Annotated in this window: 15 protein-coding genes; 14 read left to right on the plus strand and 1 reads right to left on the minus strand. The window is 60.5% G+C overall.

Annotated elements, in window-relative coordinates:
- Window positions 1-61: 61 nt before the first annotated feature.
- Window positions 62-1,066 carry an aminopeptidase gene (locus OZ411_RS27220; protein ID WP_207234610.1) on the minus strand — a complete coding sequence of 335 codons (1,005 nt, stop codon included), beginning with the start codon at window positions 1,064-1,066 and terminating at the stop codon, window positions 62-64.
- Window positions 1,067-1,372: 306 nt separating this feature from the next.
- Here OZ411_RS27220 and OZ411_RS27225 point away from each other — a divergent pair, with 306 nt between their 5' ends.
- The 14 genes from OZ411_RS27225 (at window position 1,373) to OZ411_RS27290 (ending at window position 16,420) form a co-directional block, all read left to right on the plus strand.
- A complete protein-coding gene (locus OZ411_RS27225) occupies window positions 1,373-3,472 on the plus strand; it encodes a hydantoinase/oxoprolinase family protein (protein WP_282530429.1) in 2,100 nt (699 codons plus the stop codon).
- Complete coding sequence (locus OZ411_RS27230) at window positions 3,469-5,013, plus strand: hydantoinase B/oxoprolinase family protein (protein ID WP_130583175.1); 1,545 nt, start codon at window positions 3,469-3,471, stop codon at window positions 5,011-5,013. The genes OZ411_RS27225 and OZ411_RS27230 overlap by 4 nt, the downstream gene beginning before the upstream one ends.
- A 42-nt stretch (window positions 5,014-5,055) precedes the next feature.
- Window positions 5,056-6,006, plus strand: coding sequence for a tripartite tricarboxylate transporter substrate binding protein (locus OZ411_RS27235; RefSeq protein WP_282530430.1), 951 nt, complete (start codon window positions 5,056-5,058; stop codon window positions 6,004-6,006).
- Between the two features lie 75 nt (window positions 6,007-6,081).
- Window positions 6,082-6,519 (plus strand): tripartite tricarboxylate transporter TctB family protein, encoded by a 438-nt coding sequence (locus OZ411_RS27240; RefSeq protein ID WP_282530431.1) that lies wholly within the window; start codon window positions 6,082-6,084, stop codon window positions 6,517-6,519.
- Window positions 6,507-8,048, plus strand: coding sequence for a tripartite tricarboxylate transporter permease (locus OZ411_RS27245; protein WP_282530432.1), 1,542 nt, complete (start codon window positions 6,507-6,509; stop codon window positions 8,046-8,048). Before OZ411_RS27240 ends, OZ411_RS27245 begins: the two co-directional genes overlap by 13 nt.
- Before the next feature lie 29 nt (window positions 8,049-8,077).
- A complete protein-coding gene (locus OZ411_RS27250; RefSeq protein WP_282530433.1) occupies window positions 8,078-9,400 on the plus strand; it encodes an MFS transporter in 1,323 nt (440 codons plus the stop codon).
- Window positions 9,401-9,454: 54 nt separating this feature from the next.
- A complete protein-coding gene (locus tag OZ411_RS27255) occupies window positions 9,455-10,369 on the plus strand; it encodes a GntR family transcriptional regulator (protein ID WP_282530434.1) in 915 nt (304 codons plus the stop codon).
- A gap of 102 nt (window positions 10,370-10,471) precedes the next feature.
- On the plus strand, window positions 10,472-11,251 hold the full coding sequence (locus OZ411_RS27260; RefSeq protein ID WP_282530435.1) for an enoyl-CoA hydratase-related protein: 780 nt from the start codon (window positions 10,472-10,474) through the stop codon (window positions 11,249-11,251).
- 480 nt (window positions 11,252-11,731) lie between these two features.
- Complete coding sequence (locus OZ411_RS27265) at window positions 11,732-12,451, plus strand: STN domain-containing protein (protein WP_282530436.1); 720 nt, start codon at window positions 11,732-11,734, stop codon at window positions 12,449-12,451.
- The gene (locus OZ411_RS27270) at window positions 12,433-12,984 is read left to right on the plus strand and encodes a sigma-70 family RNA polymerase sigma factor (RefSeq protein ID WP_282530437.1); all 552 of its coding nucleotides are present in this window, start codon (window positions 12,433-12,435) and stop codon (window positions 12,982-12,984) included. Before OZ411_RS27265 ends, OZ411_RS27270 begins: the two co-directional genes overlap by 19 nt.
- Window positions 12,947-14,056 (plus strand): FecR domain-containing protein, encoded by a 1,110-nt coding sequence (locus OZ411_RS27275; RefSeq protein WP_282530438.1) that lies wholly within the window; start codon window positions 12,947-12,949, stop codon window positions 14,054-14,056. The genes OZ411_RS27270 and OZ411_RS27275 overlap by 38 nt, the downstream gene beginning before the upstream one ends.
- 161 nt (window positions 14,057-14,217) lie before the next feature.
- Entirely contained in the window at window positions 14,218-14,670 is a 453-nt protein-coding gene (locus tag OZ411_RS27280; RefSeq protein ID WP_282530439.1) for a hypothetical protein, read from the plus strand.
- Window positions 14,601-15,290 carry a hypothetical protein gene (locus OZ411_RS27285; protein ID WP_282530440.1) on the plus strand — a complete coding sequence of 230 codons (690 nt, stop codon included), beginning with the start codon at window positions 14,601-14,603 and terminating at the stop codon, window positions 15,288-15,290. The genes OZ411_RS27280 and OZ411_RS27285 overlap by 70 nt, the downstream gene beginning before the upstream one ends.
- Window positions 15,291-15,853: 563 nt before the next feature.
- Window positions 15,854-16,420: an SDR family NAD(P)-dependent oxidoreductase gene (locus OZ411_RS27290; protein WP_282530441.1), complete on the plus strand. Its 567-nt coding sequence runs from the start codon at window positions 15,854-15,856 to the stop codon at window positions 16,418-16,420.
- Window positions 16,421-16,470: the final 50 nt, after the last annotated feature.

Here is a 16,470-nt window from a genome sequence, read left to right on the forward strand (position 1 = left end):
AGATGATGGAAATAATGTTAAGGAGAGGATCCGCCGCGACCTTGATCGCGGCGGATCCGGGCTAGGCTCGTCCGCTGTGGATGACCTCGGCTTCCGGCAGCAACCACTTGCCGTCCTTCAGGACGACCTTGCCGTCGAGCGAGAGGGTCGGCTTCCACATCAGCGAATCGAAATGAGTGAGGGTCTTCACCTCACCACCGAGGAGGACGCTGGTTCCGATGCCGATATGGGCCGTCCCATAGACGCCTTCGTCGTGCAACATCACGCCTTCCATAGGACAATGCGGATTGAGGCCGAACGATATCTGGGCGATGTTGTAGACGGCTGGGTCTCCCTGACGGGCCAAAAGTTGATCGAGGAAGTCCGCCTGATAGCCGCCAGAGATTCGTGTCACGCGACCGTTGGCGACATCGAACCTTATCGGCTCCTTCACGAGGCCGACGCCGTAATAGGGGATGCTCGCGTCGACGATGATGACGCCCTCTGAAGTCCCCTCAATGGGAGACGAACTGCATTCGATATTCGGCACGGTCGTAAAGTCGCCCGGTTTGCGAACCAGGCCGCAATGCGGGTTCGACGGACGGCCCTTCAGGCTCAGACGCAAATCCGTTCCGGCGGGTGTGGTGAGATGCACCTTGTCGCAGTTGGCGAGAAGTTCGCCGACTTTAAAGCAGAGCGGCCGGATCGCTTCGAAATCGGCGTTGATGCCACCGGTCACGAGCATGTTCGGATTGAACTGCGACAGCATGATGCCTCGCGCGCCATTTCCGATCGCGGTGCGGGTTGCATAGGTGTGAGTGATTGACTGTTTGACCGGCGTGAACAGGACGTTGGCCGCAGACATCGCCGCAGCGACGGTCTTGGTTGGCTCTTCTCCGTCGATCGACCTTGGCGGCATGACGATGATGTTGACCGCGTCGGTACGCTCGAGTGCGGCCGCAGCGACCGCTTCGGCGACACGATGCCCGGCGAAATCAGTTACGATTACGACTTCCTCTCCTGGCTGAACGTTCGCGCAGGTCGTCACCAGTTTGCGGGCGCCCCGCAGCATCAGCAGATTGTCCACGTCACCATCTCCTTCATGATCTTGATCGCATTCGACGAAAGTCGCCGATGCGCGTGACCGGGCGTCCACCCGGGGCTGGTTCATCTCAGCTCGATGTATGGTCTTTTATATTCAGAAAAAACATTCTGCAAGAGGTGCTTTGGGAGGTGACAGGAGACGAAATGGCGAAAAGTGAGGCAGAATGCGCGTGAAAAGAGCGAAATTTTTGAAGTATTGATCGAATTCAGCGCATCTGGAAGGGTTGCACGCTATTGTTTTTTATGTAGATAATATTCCATAGAAGGCCTTGCCGGGAGGATGGAGTTTATGGGCTATCGTATTGCCGTGGATATCGGTGGGACCTTTACCGACGGCGTGATCGAGAAAATTTCCGACGGTCGAGTTTACCTGGCCAAGCGTTTGACGACCCCAAATGACCCTGGTGAGGCGCTCTCTAATGTCGTCAATGACCTGCTCGCGGCGGTCGCGGCACGTGCTAAGCGAAGTGTCTCCGCCGACGTAGCGGAGGTGATTCACGGCAGCACGCTCGTCACGAATTCCCTTATCGAACGCAAGGGCGTTCCCACCGCGCTCGTCGCCACCGCGGGTACAGCCGATGTGATCGATATACGGCGCGAGGTTCGGTACGATCTTTATGATCTCGATATCGAGATGCCTGAGCCCCTGGTTCCTGCCGAGCGTCGCTTCGAAATCGCCGAGCGCACCACGGCAGACGGCGCAGTTCTGAAGCGCCCCCAAGATGCACTTGCCGATCTTGTCGCGAAGCTGCGGGCGGCCAATGTGCAGTCCGTTGCCGTCTCGCTTCTTCATTCCTGCGTCAATGCGGCCAACGAAAACGAAGTTGGCGCGGCGCTTCGTGATGCCTTTCCCGGAATGTGCGTGAGCCTCTCGTCGCGGGTCGCTGGCGAAATCCGCGAATATGAGCGGACCACCACCACTATCGCCAATGCTTACGTGCAACCAATCGTCAGGCGATATCTCGGTGAGCTGGAGAGCCGGCTGCGGCAGGCGGGAATCGAAGCGAGCTTGCGCATCATGGTATCGAGCGGCGGAACCAGTTCCGTCACCGCGGCTGCGGACGTGCCGATCTCCACGATCGAGTCCGGCCCCGCCGGCGGCGTGTTGAGTGCGACCAACGCCGGCCGCGCCGCGGGTTTCGAGGACATTCTGGCCTTTGATATGGGCGGCACCACCGCCAAAATCTGCACGATCCTCTCCGGCGCGCCCTCGGTTGTGCATGTTTTCGAGGCCGCGCGCGTGCGGCGTTTCAAGAAGGGGAGCGGATTTCCGCTCCTGGTGGCCAGCATCGATCTCATTGAAATCGGCGCGGGTGGAGGGAGCATCGCGAGGACGAGCGAGCTGGGACTGCTCACCGTCGGCCCGCAAAGCGCCGGTGCGGAGCCCGGCCCGGCCTGCTATGGCCAAGGCGGCCAACAGCCCACGGTAACTGACGCCGATCTGGCGCTCGGATATCTCAATCCGGATTATTTTCTGGGTGGGCGCATGCGTCTCGATCTTCATGCGGCGATGCGAGCCCTTCGTGCTCTGGGTGAGCGCCTGACGCTTTCCGCCGAGGCGGTCGCCAAGGGCATCTTCAATGTTGTCAACGAGGCGATGGCGGGGGCTGCCAGGGTTCACATTGCCGAAAAGGCGCAAGATCCGCGCAACTTCACCTTGGTGGCCACCGGAGGCGCGGGGCCCGTTCACGCGGTGGAAATTGCGCGCAAGCTGCGCGTTCCAAGGGTTCTCTTTCCCATCGCCGTGGGCACGGGGTCATGTCTCGGCTTTCTGGCTGCGCCGGTGCGAGTCGATCGGTCCTGGTCACGGTCGACGCGAATAGACGCCGTCGATTGGGCCGAGCTGGCGAGAGTGCTTGCCGGCCTGAAGGCGGATGCCGAGGCCGAATTGAGCGCGGCGGCGCCGCGTGATGCTGAGGTTGATTGGCAACTGCTGGTCGAGATGCGCTATGCGGGCCAGGGCGCAAATCTCACGGTCGCATTCCCTTTCCGGAATCCGGACGCAGCTTTCGGTGCCGATCTCACGGACGCGTTTCAGCGCAAGTATCAGGAGAACTATGGCGGGCTGTTGCCGTCGGGTACGCCCGAAACCGTCACGTGGCGCGTCGTGGGCGCGACCCGTCAGGATGTCAGGCATTTCGTTTGGCCAAGCAACCAAGATCGCGGAGGCGCGGCCCGCCCCAAGGCTCGCAGAGTCATCTTCAGGACCGAGACAGACACCTTCGAGGAGGTGCCGGTCTACGAAAGATACGCCGTGCCGGCGGGCTGCTGCCTGGAAGGACCGCTGATTCTGGAGGAAGAGGAATCGACCATCGTCGTTCCAATGGCGGCTCGCGTGGAGATTCTCGAGAATCTTAGTGTTCTCGTTCATTTGGAGGTTCGGCCATGAACGGCATCGATCCGATTTCGCTCGAAATTCTGTGGACTCGCTTGGTCAGCCTCGTGGATGAGGCCGCGGCGACTCTGGTGCGCACATCGTTCTCAACGATCGTACGAGAGTCCAACGACTATGCCGTGGTGCTGCTTGATCGCGATTGCCAATTGCTCGCTCAGTCGAGCCAGAGCATTCCTTCTTTTATTTGCACGCTGCCGGCTACGGTTCGCCATTTCCTGAAAGTCTTTCCGCGGGAGAAGCTGCGTCCCGGTGACGTCATGATCACAAACGATCCCTGGCTCGGCACCGGGCATCTCCCCGATATCAACGTCGCGGTGCCGATCTTCCGAGGTGAGGAGCTGGTGGGCTTTTCCGGCACGGCGGCCCATGCACCCGACATCGGCGGACGTTTGCGTTCGCCGAGCACCGCAGAGCTTTTCGAAGAGGGGCTGCGCATTCCGCCGACAAAGCTGGTCGATGGTGGCGTCGTCAACGAGACGCTGGTCGAAATCATCCGCAACAATGTGCGTGTACCCGATCAGGTCATGGGCGACCTGTGGGCGCAGGTTGCAGCGAACAAGATGCTGGCAAGGCGGCTGCTCGACACGCTCGAAGATACCGGTTGCGAGCTGACATCGGTCGGAAGCGAAATGCAGCTCCGCGCTGAAGGCGCGATGCGTGACGCAATTCGTGCTCTGCCGAACGGAACCTATGAAAATGAAATCAGCGTCGATGGCTTCGTCGAGCCGGTGGTGATTCGCTGTCGCATCGATGTCGGTGACGAGGCCGTGAGTGTTGACTATGCCGGTTCATCGCTGCAACTGCCGAAGGCGATCAACGTCGTTCCGATCTACACGTTTGCGTATACGGCCTACTCTCTCAAATGCGTGCTGGCGCCGACCGTGCCCAACAACGATGGCTCGTTCCGGCCCATTGCTGCCTCGGCTCCGCTGGGGTCGATCCTCAATCCGCGCTTCCCCGCAGCGGTCAGCGCACGGGCGATGACAGGGCACCTCATTCCGCCAGCCGTCATGGGCGCGCTCGCGCCTGTCATGCCCGACAAGGTGCGGGCGGCATCTGGCTCGCCCCTGTGGTGCGTTCATTTATCAGGACAGCATCAAGGCCAGCGCTTCACGTCCACTTTTTTCCTCAACGGAGGGCAGGGCGCCGGTGCGAACGGGGCTGGTCTGCCGACCCTGAGTTTTCCGAGCAATCTTTCCAACACGCCGATCGAGGTCATCGAATCGCAGGCTCCGGTGCGCGTCCAGCGTCGTGCGCTGAGACGAGGCACCGGCGGCCACGGGCTGCATTGCGGCGGTGACGGGCAGGTGTTCGAACTCCTCTTGCTCGCCGATAGTCCGGTCACCGTGTCTTTCATGGCGGATCGGCTCAGGACTCCTGCTCCCGGATTGCAGGGAGGCGGACCTGGAGCAACAGGGCGGGTTCTTCTCGACGGAGCGCCAGTGGATCCCCGCGAGATCCTGATCGTCCAGCCCGGTGCCCGGCTGACGCTCGAGACGCCAGGAGGCGGGGGCTTCGGCGCGGCACCCATCTAGGAACTATCACAACAACATGTTGGAAACCCAAGGCAGGACGAAATGAAGATAGGCACGTGGACAGCAATCGGTGCGGCGTTGCTCTCTTTGTGGGCGGGAGCGATCCAGGCGGAAGAATGGACGCCGAAGAAACCGATCGAAATTGTCGTGGGATTCGCTCCAGGTGGAGGTAGCGATCAAGCCGCCCGAATCATCGCTGCGGCTGCGCAGGAAGGCTTTCCGGTCCCCTTGGTCGTCACGAACAAGCCTGGTGCCGCGGGCGTTCTCGCCGCGCAGCAGGTCGCGCGGTCGAAGCCCGACGGATACACGTTGCTGGTGGCCGGTGGCTCGGAGACGACGTCGGTTCCGGCCCATCGCGAAGTGCCGTACGATCCCGACAAAGATTTCACGTCCATCATTCGCCTGACCAACAATCCTTTCTTCTTCATCGTCGCCGCCAATTCACCGTTCAAGACGATAGAGGACGTCATCGCCGCGGCCAAAGCCAAGCCAGGCGAGATTTCGCAGGCCAATACCGGCCTCGGCGGTCTGACGCATTCTGCCGGAGTACTGCTTGAGCGTGCCGCGGGCGTGAAACTCAAGCACGTTCCGTATCAGGGCGGTTCGCCGGCTATTCAGGCGTTGATCGCCGGCCAGATCGACATTGCCCTGGGAGCGACCGAGGAAATCGAAGGCCAGGTGCAGGCGAACACGATCCGTGTCCTTGCCAGCACTGGTGCGGAGCGCTCCAGCCATTATCCCGACGTGCCGACCTTGAAGGAAAAGGGATACGACGTAGTGTGCACCAACATGAAGGGTCTTGTTGGTCCGGCCGGGCTGCCGCCCGACGTCGTCAAATATCTTCACGACAGGTTCCGTCAGGCGATGGACCGCGATACCTGGCGCAAATTTGCCGAACGGGTCGGGGAGCCCTCCAACTATCGGAATGCAGCGGAGTTTGCATCAGCTCAGCAGGAGCAACTCTCGCGCATCAAGGCGGCGCTTAGACAGTGAGCCGTTTGTCCGGATGCGGTGCGTGCTTGCCTCGCGCCGCCGGTCAGCGCTGACATCCTTATCGAAAGGATCGAGATGAACCGGGACGTGATTGCAGGATTGCTGGTGCTCGCAATCGGCATAGTGACGCTGTTGCTTGTCGCACGATTGCCTGCTGATGCGGGAGGGACGGCCGGCGCCGCTTACTTGCCCAGGCTCATTGCCTATGGAGTACTCGCGACAGGCGCCTTCATTGGCGCGCAAGGTTTGAGAGCGCCGGTGAAAATGACGGCCTGGTCATGGCGTCCTCTCAGCGCGCTGATACTCGGCGTGCTGACCTTCGGCGTTCTGATCGAGCATGCCGGACTAGTCCTCGCCAGCGGCTGTTGCGCTTTCATTGGATCGCTCGCTGCTCCGTTTCCCGGCTGGAAGCAACGCTGCGCCACCATCATTATCATCTGCGCTCTGGCCGTCTTGATCTTCAAATATCTCCTCGGACTCAATATCAGCGTGTGGCCGACATGGATCTCCTGAACAATCTCATCTACGGGATGAGCGTCGCGGTCAGTCTGCAGAATCTCGGCTTTTGTTTCCTTGGCGCCCTGTTGGGGACACTGATCGGTGTCCTTCCTGGCATCGGGCCACTGGCCACTTTCGCGATCCTGCTCCCGATCTCGTTTTACCTGCCGCCGGTCGGCGCGATCATCATGCTCGCCGGCGTCTACTACGGCGCTCAGTACGGCGGCTCGATCACGTCGATCCTCGTCAACATTCCCGGCGAGGCATCGACCGTCGTCACCTGTCTTGATGGTCACCAGATGGCGCTGCAAGGGCGAGCGGGTGCCGCGTTGGCCACAGCCGCACTCGGCTCGTTCTTTGCCGGTTGCGTTGTTACGGTGTTCATCGCCATCGCGGGGCCGACGCTGGTCAAGCTGGCGCTTCTGTTCGGGCCGGAGGAATACGTCGCGCTGCTGGCGCTTGGCCTCGTCTCAGGAGTGCTGTTGTCCGGAGGCTCCATTGCGAAAGCCATAGCCATGGTGCTGATAGGGATATTGCTCAGTCTGGTGGGGATGGACGTCAATTCGGGCGTCGAACGTTTCACCTTTGGAATGTTCGAACTCTCGGATGGGCTGGGCTTCACGGCAGTCTCGATCGGTCTGTTTGGAATCGCCGAGATTGCCAGCAGTCTGGAGGATACTGACGGCAAGGGACGCAATATTGCGAAGATTACGAGCCTCTGGCCGACCCGCGACGACTTCAGGCGGTCGTGGGCGCCTGTCCTGCGCGGCACTGCTCTCGGAACGCTGCTCGGAATCTTGCCGGGCGGCGGCGGGACTATCGCGGCATTTGGAGCTTATAGCCTGGAGCGCAAAGTCTCGCGACGTCCAGGAATGTTCGGGCGCGGCGCGGTGGAAGGTGTCGCCGGTCCGGAATCAGCCAACAATGCAGCGTCTCAGGCCAACTTTATTCCCATGCTGAGCCTGGGCATCCCGCCAAATGCGCTAATGGCGCTGATGATGGGGGCGATGATCACGCACGGCATCGCCCCGGGGCCGCAGGTCATGATACGTCAGCCGGACCTGTTCTGGGGACTGATCGCCAGCATGTGGATCGGAAATTTGATCCTGGTGATCCTGAACCTTCCGTTGATCGGAATCTGGGTTTCCCTGCTTCGCATCAAGTATGTATTTCTGTTTCCCGGCATCCTCGTGCTCGCGGCAATCGGTGCATTCGCAGAAAGCAATCAGGTCTTTGACATCTATGTGCTGACCGGGTTCGCAGTCCTTGGATACGCGCTCAAGAAGCTGGATTTTCCGGTGGCACCGTTGTTGCTGGGGCTAGTCCTGGGCAAGCAACTCGACGAACAATTGCGCCGTGCGCTGCTGCTCTCGGATGGAGATTGGACGACGTTCGCCCGACATCCCATTGCGCTCGGGCTAATGATCGTCACCGCCATGCTTGCGGTGTTGATAGCGCTTCCCTCACTGCGCCGCTCTCGAGACGAAGCGCTTCAAGGGGAGGAAGGGGCTTCGTCACCTGCTTCCAAATTTCCAACCGCATAGCGCGTGTAGTGTCCAGGAGAGAGCGGGAAATGCAGATAGCCAGCTTGTCGCCACCGGAAGCATCGGATGAGATTTTCCGGAAGGTGTCATACCGATTGATTCCATTCATCCTGTTGCTGTATTTCGTTTGCTACATTGATCGTGTCAATATTGGCTTTGCGAAGCTGCAATTTCTCGGCGATCTCCATCTGACTGACGCGCACTATGGATTGGCCGCCGGATTGTTCTACGTTACCTACAGCCTCTTCGATATTCCCAGCAACCTGATGCTGGCTCGGGTAGGTGTCCGCAGAACGCTATTCCGGATCATGATCCTGTGGGGAGTTGTCAGTGGCGCCCAGATGTTCATCCGCAATGCGTCCGATCTCTATGTGCTGCGGCTTCTGTTTGGCGCCGCGGAGGCCGGCTTCATCCCAGGAATTATGCTGTATCTCACTTTCTGGTTCCCCGCACGCTTTCGCGCCCGCATCATCGGTCTATTCTTTCTCGGCGTTCCCTTGTCCGGCATCATCGGTGCCCCGCTATCGGGCATGATAATGCAGAACATGAATGACCTGTTCGGTCTTCGTGGGTGGCAGTGGCTGTTCCTGGTGTTTGCCATTCCGGCCATTGTCCTCGGCGTCATCGCGTATTTCTATCTCGATGACGACCCCAAGAGTGCCAGATGGCTAAGCGATCGCGAAAAGCAGCTTCTCGCTGACGAGCTGAAGTCAGATGGATCCGTTGGCGACGGGCGAAACAAAGGCAGTTTTGTCGAAGCAATGCGGGACCCGCGCGTCTATGTCATGGCGCTCTTGAATTTCGCGGCCAACACGGCTTCAAACACGGCGACGTTCTGGATCCCTAGTGTGCTGAAAGACGTCGGGCTTGGCAGTATTGATAGAATCGGGTGGGTGACCGGCGGCATTTCCATCGCAGCCGCTGCAGGGATGCTTCTGATCGCGCGCAGTTCCGATGCTTTCATGGAACGGCGCTGGCATTTCGTTGGTTGCGCGTTGATAACGGCTGGCGCCTATCTGCTGCTGCCTCTCGCTTCCGCGAGCGTGCTCGGGACCGTTCTGCTGATGGCCGTTGCAGCCATTGGAGGCGTCTCGTTACTGGCGATCTATTGGACCATCCCAACTTCGTATCTGCAGGGAAGAGGGGCCGCCGGTGCGATCGGCTTTGTCAGCATGGTCGGGGCGGTCGGTAGTGCGGTTTCTCCGTCGCTGATTGGATGGCTCCGCGAAGCAACTGGAAGCCTTTACGTGGGCCTTGGATCAACCGCCATAATTGTGCTTGCGGGCGCGGGCCTGGTCCTGCAGATGATTTCAAAGGATGATCTCGCTAGAATCGGGTCCACGGGTGAGTAAAGTGGAGCGTTGTGGAATCGAGAGCGAACTACAGACGTCAGGACCATTAGCAACATGCGCGATACCACACTAACCAGGGTCCAAAGCGACGTTGTCGCCAAGATTATCGATTATATCAGACGTGAAAAGTTGCCCGCCGATTCTCGATTGACGGAAAGCCAGCTCGCCGAGGAAGTCGGCGTCTCACGCTCTCCAATCCGGGCTGCGCTCCAGTTGCTGACCGATAAGGGGATCGTGATCTCAGCCGCGAACAAGGGGCACTATCTCGCACGCGATGGCAGCACCTTGGACGCTCTTGATCTGCCTATCTCGCCGCCGCCGGACGTGTCGTTGTATGACCGAATTGCCATGGACCGCATGCGCGATAGAGTTCCAGAGCAATTCACCGAAGCAAGCTTCATGAGGCGGTACGAGGTATCGCGTGCTCAGCTCGTCCGCACTCTCACGAAGATGTCCCAGGATGGCCTGGTCAGACGAAGCACCGGCCATGGCTGGATATTCATGCCGAGCCTTAATTCTGCGGAGGCTTATGCTGCCAGCTATCGCTTCCGTATCATCGTAGAGCCGGCAGGATTGATGGAGGCGACCTTTCTGCTGGACAGGCCGACAATGGAGCGGTGCCGCGAGGCGCACGAGCAGATGCTAATCCGTGCGAAGAGCGGGAAACTCAGCGGCAGAGAAATATTCGATACCAACGCCAAGTTCCACGAAATGCTTGCCATCATGTCGGGAAACCGGTTCATTGCGCAAGCGGTCGAACAACAGAACAGGCTTCGTCAACTCAGCGAATACTACGTCTACGATGACGAGGATCGTATCCAGACGTTGGTGCGCGAACATTGCGAGATTATGGATGCTCTCTCGGCGCGCGACCAGATTTGGGCAGCCACGCTCCTCCGTCGACATCTGGAGATCGCCAGCCGTTTGGTGCCGCCTTTTGCCAAATCGAACAGCGAGCGCACCGCCTAGAGGAGGAAGTGATCGCGTCGACGTATAAGCGAGAGCCCTTCACGCGAAGCTGGGTTTGCCTCGGATTGCACTGAGAATGCCGAAACGGACGGAGTTGGGAAAATGTTACGTCTGACGATCGAGGGAGGCGTTGCTCGGCTCACATTCGAAAATCCATCCAGGCTGAATGCCATCAACCAAGACATGTGGCGCGCCTTTCCAAAGCTTCTGGCGCAGGTGCAGGATGACGCCGGCGTCCGTGTCCTGCTGCTTGAGGGCGCGGGCGATCGCAGCTTCTGTTCCGGCAATGATATCAGCGAGTTCGACAAGGTTCGTGCCGATCCTGTCGCTGCAGCCGCTTACAACGCCCTGCAGCGCGACGTCGCTACTCAGTTTCGCGCGCTTACCAAGCCGAGCATTGCTGCGATCAACGGCTATTGCCTTGGAGCTGGCTTTGAGCTGGCTCTGATGTGCGATATGAGGGTCTGCACGAAGAACGCGCAGTTTGGAGTACCTGCGGTAAGGCTCGGTCTGCCCTATCGGCTTGAAGATATAGCAACCATCCTCAATGTGGTCGGGCTGGCTCAGGCACGCGAGATAGTGTTGTTAGGACGACGCTACGGAGGCGAGGATGCGCTTCGCCTTGGGTTGGTAAACTGGCTGGCCGATAGCGTCGGAGCGATGGCAATTATCGTGGACGCGGCGATAGCAGATTTGCTGTCTGGTGCACCGCTTAGTCTGGCGGCCGCGCGGATCGCATTCCAGGAACTTGCTCGGCGCGACGGACCGGCGGATATCGAACGTGCTCAGCGAGCGGCGGATCGATGTTATGCCAGTCAGGATTATGCGGAGGGTCGGATGGCTCAGCGAGAGAAGCGCAAGCCAGTCTTTCGTGGAAACTAGCCTGTTGCGATCGAGTCAATGTCTGGTGCAACCGGCAAATGTTCCTTCGTGATGGTCTGGTCGCCTAAACAGTTTCAACCAATCGAAGAAATGAGGTGTTGTGCGCCCCGTAACCACCGATTCTGGCGCTGGCGACCCGGAAGGTGCGCCTTTCACGCTCTGGACGCCATTTCGCAAAGATCGCGTGTTGCGCCTCCCCGCAACCAACTGAAAAGCGCGGTCGAGATTAATCCGGCATCGGCGACGCCAACCCCAGAATAACCCCGGCTACGGCAGATAGGCGCATGCCTCATGCCGTCGTGAAACTGTTATCTTCGGTCACTAGGGTTTTTCTAAAGTGGGCGTGGGGATGCTGCTTGCGCATACTGGATTATCCGTTAGCGGAGCGGTTCGTGAAGCTGATATTGCTGTCCGGTGCGCATGACGGGCTGCGTGATGCTTCAATCGGTTGAGCCTTCATTCCGAAATGTCCCGAGCTATATGTTTGGCTATGCAGCTCTTTGGACGCTCAATCTTGCCATCGTCGGCATGATGTCGGCACCCGGGTTGGGATGGGCACAACCGGCGCATGAAGATGCGCGCATCGCGTTCTCGATTCCAGCGCAGCCGTTGATTTCCGCGATCAGCCGCTATGGAGAGGCGACTGGAAACGAGGTTGTCTACGATGCAAATCTCGCGATCGGACGCCGATCGAGCGATGTGCAGGGTCTGCTGACCCCCGCCGAGGCGTTGGAAAGGCTTCTTGCTGGCACAGGCCTCTCCGCGCGGTTCGTGGCCGAAAGCATGTTCGTCGTCTTGCCGGCCCAGGCTGCGGCCGATCAGTCGGTCCCGCCTGGTCCATCGCCCTCGGCCGCCAACAGCCGCTATTACGCGTTGATGCAGGACAACCTGCTGGATGCGCTTTGTCGGTCGAACGGCGCTCGACCGGGCCGCTATCGGATCATTGTTGTGTTTTCGATCGGGTCATCAGGGGCAATTGAACAGGCACGTCGGATCGGCAGCACGGGCGAAGCAGGCGTTGATCGCCAGTTCGATGCGGCATTGAGCAGTGTCAGGTTCAGCGAGACGCCGCCTGAGGATTTCGCACAGCCGGTCCGCATTCTGATCGTGCCGGACGCCCCAGGCGTAACTCGTGGCTGTGCCGGCGCTGATGCGCGGCTGCGCGCAAGGCGCGGTCCACGATGGGCGACAGTTCCCTAGCCATCATCCGGCGTCTGTTCGTCGAGAGGTATGACGACCTGAAGGCGCGGCTGACGCATCGTCTCGGGTCGGCCGACCTCGCGGGCGATGCCATGCACGATGCCTGGCTGCGTCTCGCGCGCATCGAATCGGTCGGGACAGTCCAAAGCCCGCACAGCTACCTGTTCCGCGTTGCGCTCAACGTCGCCGACGATCAGCGCCGGCGGGAAAAGCGCCACAGGCCGACTGCGGACTATCACGATGCTCTGGAGGTGCCGGACGAGGCCGCCACGCCCGAGGAGACGCTGATCGCGCAGGCCGATCTCGAGGCCTTCCGGACAGTTCTCGCCGAACTTCCCGAGCAGCGCCGCACCATTTTCCTGGCCGCACGCGTCGGCAACATGCCGCGCCAGCAGATTGCGGACCGGCTCGGCATTTCGCGCAGATCCGTGACGCGTGAGATTTTGCGTGCGCACAAGTATTATCTCGCGCGCATGAAAGATCTCAAGGGTCGAGATGGCGCATCCGGCCTCCAGGAAGAGTCTCAGCTGTGAGAGCCACCAAGACCGCTGCCCGCCGATTGGCGGATGCGACAACGAAGGACACGAAGCTCGGATGAGCAAGGGGCAGGCCCGCCGGACGGCATTGAGTTCTATCGAGGACGAGGCTGTCGACTGGGTGCAGAAGCTCATATCCGGAGAGGCGACGCCCGGCGAGATCGAGGCGGCGATGCAGTGGCGTGCACAAAATCCCGGCCATGCCGCCGCCTATGATGCAGCGGAGCGCGCGTGGCGCGAGATGGGTGCGCTCGGTCGCGCTTTGCTGGATCCCAAGGAGGATTATGCCGCGGCGCTGGACAAGATGGCGCTGCGCCGCAGGACCGTGAACCGCCGTGCCGTGTTGGGCGGCGGCGCTACTGCGCTTGCGGCGGCGGCTGTCTATGGTGCGATAAACCCTCCCATCGGACTCTGGCCGTCCCTTACCGAACTCGCTGCGGATTACCGGACCGGCGCGGGTGAACAGCGCACAGTGCAGCTTGCAGATGATGTCGCAATCGAGCTGAACACACGCACCAGCCTTGCAGTGCGGGAAACGACCGCGGCGGAGCAGCGTATTCAGCTCATCGCCGGTGAGGCGTCGTTCACCACCCGGCCCCAGGTCGGGCCTTCGCTTGTCGTGCTCGCTGCGAGCGGCAGAACCATCTCCGATGGAGGAAGGTTCGACATCCGATTTACCGCGACCGGCGAACACCCTCCCGTCACCGTAACCTGCTTTGAGGGCGAAACGCGGATCGAGCACCGGTCTGATACCGTCGATCTCCGGCCAGGTCAGCGTGTCCACTACGACCAGGCCGGAATCAGCCAGATTGGGGCTGTCGACCTGGTCCTTGCCTCGGAATGGCGCCGGGGCATCCTGGAATTCCGCAATGCTCCGCTCGCGGAAGCGGTTGATGAAATCAACCGTTACTGGCCGGGTCGCGTTATCCTTATGAACGGAGCGCTGGCCAAGAAGCAGCTCAACGGTCGTTTCAGCATCGGACAGATAGAGCAAGTTCTGCTGGCGCTCGAACAGGCTTTCAATGCGAATGTGCGACGTCTGCCAGGCGGAATCGTTCTCTTGAGCTAGATTGGCGCAGGCCACGAAAATTTCCTAAAGATTTTTTCTCCGGCGCCTGTCCCATCGGCACGCGGAATTCGGTCTTAGCGGTGAGATCCTCTTAAACCCCTGAGGCGGCGGCGACTTCTGGCTGTCGCGTCAGGGGGCAGTCGCCTGAAGGAACCCGCCCGATGTCCGCTCATCTGTCTTTTCCCGCAGCCAGTTCCACGCGACGAACGACAGGTCAAGCTGTGCTGCTCGCAGGCACGAGCGCGCTCGCCCTCTTGCTGACGCAGCCGCAGGCGCTCGCCCGTCCCTTCGGCGCGCCATGGGGATCGGCCTCGGCGCCGACGATGACGAGCGATGCGGCGGCGCAGGCCGCGCAGCAGGCGGCGGCGATCGCAAAGCAGAGCCAGGCCGCGATGACGCGGGCGGCGCAGACGATCCAGGCGCTGAAGGCGGCGCAGGCCGCGGCAAGGGCGGCCGCGGGCGCGGCGCCGACGGTGGTGACCGACGGATTGTCGGCGGGCGGGCTGATCGTCGACCCCCGGGTGAGGGCCGGGGACAGCAGCCTGTGGCCATCAACGACAAGCTCGCCAAGCTGGCGGCCAACGCCGACCTCAGCGGCCTCACGTTCAACCTGACGCCGTCGCAGTTCATCTCGCTGCTGCAGCAGCAGGACGCGATGAAGCTTGCGATCGACCGTGGCTTCCTCGACCTGCTGACGCGGGTCGGTCTTGACTACAAGGATGCCTCGAGCCCCTATTTCGGCCAATACGCGCGCGCCTACCAGGCGATCGCGACTCTGTTCCCGGCCTCCCTGGGTTACACCGACAACAGTGCCGGCGGCTTGGGCGTCGTCCCTGTACTCAAGCACACCGGCGATCTTCGGATGGCGCGTTCGCTCGCCCAAGTGGGCGGCGTGGCGACGGGCCTGCCTACAATACAAGGCCCGCCGATCGCGGCGCTGACATCAGCCTCGAACGTTGCCGGTTCGGTCCAGCAAGTCGCGACACCAGCACAGTCCGGCAACAATGATCAACCTTCCATCATCATGGTCGAGTTCCTCCGCTTCGGTGGAGGAAACGGAGAAGAGACGCCCGCGAATGAGCGGAAAGATACGAAGCGTGAGAGCAATCTAAATTATGATCCTCGCAATGCTCTGCGTATCCTCGGCAATGGCGCTATCACGTCGGAGGAGGTCGGTCCGTTGACCGCTCAAGAGCGAAAGTTGCTCAGCGACGACGCACGGTCAAGGATGTGAGAGGGGCCCAGGTGCCAACCACCGCCGGGTGGCACCCAGGCGCACGCCGAACATGCGCCACTTTTCGAACTTCGGCGCGTTGGGCAGCGTCCCCCTGATATAGAGGTTTGCGGCCTTTCAACGTCCTTTGCTAAGAACGTAACGGCTGAGCCCCCAGGGGCTGAACCGCTCATGCGAAGGATTGGATGAGATATCGTAGGTTTGGCTGGTGTGGGGAAAAGCGGTAGCGTTCCACCGACTCGAACCCCCGACAAGCGATCTGGATTGAGGATGGCTACTTCTCAGGGCCTAGAATTTAGATAGCGATCTCAATGCCATAAGAGTTTCGCAGTTTAGTTCTGAGTGGCGCACCATCCTGCTTCGCGCCTGATGGCGCTTCGCAGGACGTGTCCTGCGAGGTCTTGACGGGGCGGGGCCGACAGATCCTTTCGCGCGAAGCAGTCTTGGGCCAGCGTTACGTCGGTATCACTCCGACCTGAGGAAGCGGCTCGCGGACCACAACGCTGGAAAATCTCCGCACACCTCTCAATACTATTACGGTGCACTTAATTGCTGCATATTAAGTGCACTGTCACCGTAACTCCCGTAACTCGGAGTTTGGCCGCCTCGACGTGCTCATCCAAAACGCGGCAATCTCGAATACGAATAAGCGGCTCGGTCAGTCCGTCGAGGAATACGCAGCCACGACTCGCCCGAGCAACGTGTCCCTCGATGAAATGCGCGCGGTATGGGAGACCAACGTGCTCGGCGTCTTTGCCGTCTACCAGGCAATGCTGCCGCTCCTGCGCGAGATGCCGGGCGCCCGCATCGTCAACGTGTCGAGCGGCGCCGGGTCGCTAACGAGGAACGTCGACCCGGCCTTCTCCCTCCGCTCGATTTTTGGCCCCGTCTACCCTGCGTCCAAGACGGCTCTCAATGCTTTGACAGTCGCCATGTCAATCGAGCTGGAGCCGGAGGGGATCAAGGTCAACGCCGTCTCCCCGGGATTCATCAAGACGAACCTCAACGGATACGCGGGCACGGGGACTGTCGAAGAGGGCGCGCGCGAGGCGGTGCGGGTTGCGCTGCTCGGGCCGGACAGCCCGACGGGGACGTTCACGCGCTGGGAAAACGAAACGATCCCGTGGTGATCGGTAGAGCCAAAAATATAAAATAGGCATTCTTTAAACCGCTTGCCCAC

This window comes from Bradyrhizobium sp. Arg237L, from assembly GCF_029990105.1.
In the GTDB taxonomy this organism is placed as follows: Bacteria; Pseudomonadota; Alphaproteobacteria; order Rhizobiales; family Xanthobacteraceae; genus Bradyrhizobium.